This is a genomic window from Prosthecobacter sp. (assembly GCF_049294395.1).
Lineage (GTDB): Bacteria > Verrucomicrobiota > Verrucomicrobiia > Verrucomicrobiales > Verrucomicrobiaceae > Prosthecobacter.
The window spans coordinates 1-1,573 of the sequence record NZ_JBAQCR010000105.1 but is presented as its reverse complement, the minus strand read 5'-3'; the positions used below and the strand labels follow the sequence as shown (position 1 = coordinate 1,573).

The window sequence follows — 1,573 nt, the reverse complement described above, 5'->3', positions numbered from 1 at the left end:
GCGTCAGGTTCACCGGCACATCCGCGTGTTTCTCCAGCGTTTCCGCCAGTCCTTGCATGTGCGCCATGAGCTGCCCTTTGTTGTCCGTGGCTCCCCGGCAAAAGATGCGACCATCGCGAATCGTCGGCTCGAACGCCGGTGACTTCCACTCCCCCAGCGGCTCCGCAGGCTGCACATCGTAATGCGCATACAGCAGCACCGTGCGACGTCCGGCGATGTGCTTGTTCTTCGCCACCAGCACCGGATGCCCCGGCGTCTCGTGCAGATCGCCCGTCAGCCCCATTTCACGCACCTTGCTCAGCAGCCATTCAGCACACGCACTCACATCCGCACGCCGCGTGGAGTCAGTGGAAACAGAAGGAAATCGCAGGCAGGTGAGGAGATTGTCGAGGCCGGGTGGGTTCATAAGAAAGGATGAGGAATGAATAGCGAGACTCCAACGATGAAAGCGACATGGAGTTCGCGGTCAACGGTCAAGCACGATCAAGCGTTGCGCCCCCAGCCCTTACTTCAACTTCTTCACCTCAATCTCATCCACGCTCCCCTTGCCACCATAGAGGTTTAGCAGCAGCCCCGCTTTCTCGCCTAGCGTCAGCTCCGTCTTAAGCTCCAAAACCACCTGGTCATTTACCTGCACGGTGATCTTGTCGCCCTTCGACTCAAACGCCACCCGCCGCCATTCGGTGGATTCAATGCGCGTGTTCGCAGACTTCAGCACTTTCTGATTTTCCACATCACGCACCGCCACAGTCCCCTTCGGTGTCACGGCAATATTGAGCTTTCTCTGCGCCCCAGGTCGATCCCCCGGAGCATAAAAACCAAAGGCAATCCTGCTGCAGGCCCAGGGCTTCACCAGCAGCTGCACTGAGACATCCTGCACCGGCGCCTCAAACGCCCGCCAGATCACCGCCCCTTTGCCCGCCGCCTGATCCATGAGCAGCGCGCCGTCCGCGACTTCAAATTTCGCCGCCTCCGCGCCTTTGGCATGCACCCACTTTTCGTCCAGCTTCTCAGCCTTGAAGTCATCCGCGAAGATGACGTCCCCCTTCAAACGCATCGCCTTCGGCTTCTTGTCCGCCCCATGCACCACGGTGGCCAGAGCGAAACAGAGAAGCACGATGCGTTTCATAAGGACTACAATACGGGATCAATGCTTCACCTCTCCCTCAGGCCCATAAGTCGGCGGCTTGAAGAACAGCGCCAGCAGCACGATGCCTGCCAGCGCCATGCCGGTCGGCACCAGGAAGAGCTGATGGTAATCCACCACGCCATTCACGGTGTATTTCACCACCAGTTCGGGGAAAATCTTGCTCGCCACCACCATGCCGATGCCGAGGATCAACAGGTTGAACAAGCCCTGCGCACTGGAGCGGATGTCCTTCGGAAACACCGCGTCCACAAAGATGTACACCGTCACAAAGAAGAACGCGTAGCAGATGCCGTGCAGCACCTGAACTGCGATGATCAGCCACTGGTTTTCTGGCGTGCCGAAGAAGGCAAAGATACTGAAGCGCGCTGCGTGACCGATGATCCCGATGATCAGCGTCGTCTTCCAGCCGATTTTCTTGAGCAC

3 protein-coding genes are annotated in these 1,573 nt (G+C 58.5%); all 3 read right to left on the bottom strand.

Annotation, left to right across the window (positions count from 1 at the left end; genetic code table 11):
* The coding region (locus WAW39_RS06525) for a M20/M25/M40 family metallo-hydrolase (protein WP_422316992.1) at nucleotides 1–406 on the bottom strand (406 nt) is incomplete at its 3' end.
* A 99-nt stretch (nucleotides 407–505) separates the two neighbouring features.
* Nucleotides 506–1,129, bottom strand: a complete 624-nt coding sequence (locus WAW39_RS06520) for a hypothetical protein (protein ID WP_422316990.1) — start codon at nucleotides 1,127–1,129, stop codon at nucleotides 506–508.
* Nucleotides 1,130–1,147: 18 nt separating this feature from the next.
* On the bottom strand, nucleotides 1,148–1,573 hold a 426-nt coding region (locus WAW39_RS06515; protein ID WP_422316988.1), incomplete at its 5' end, for an MFS transporter.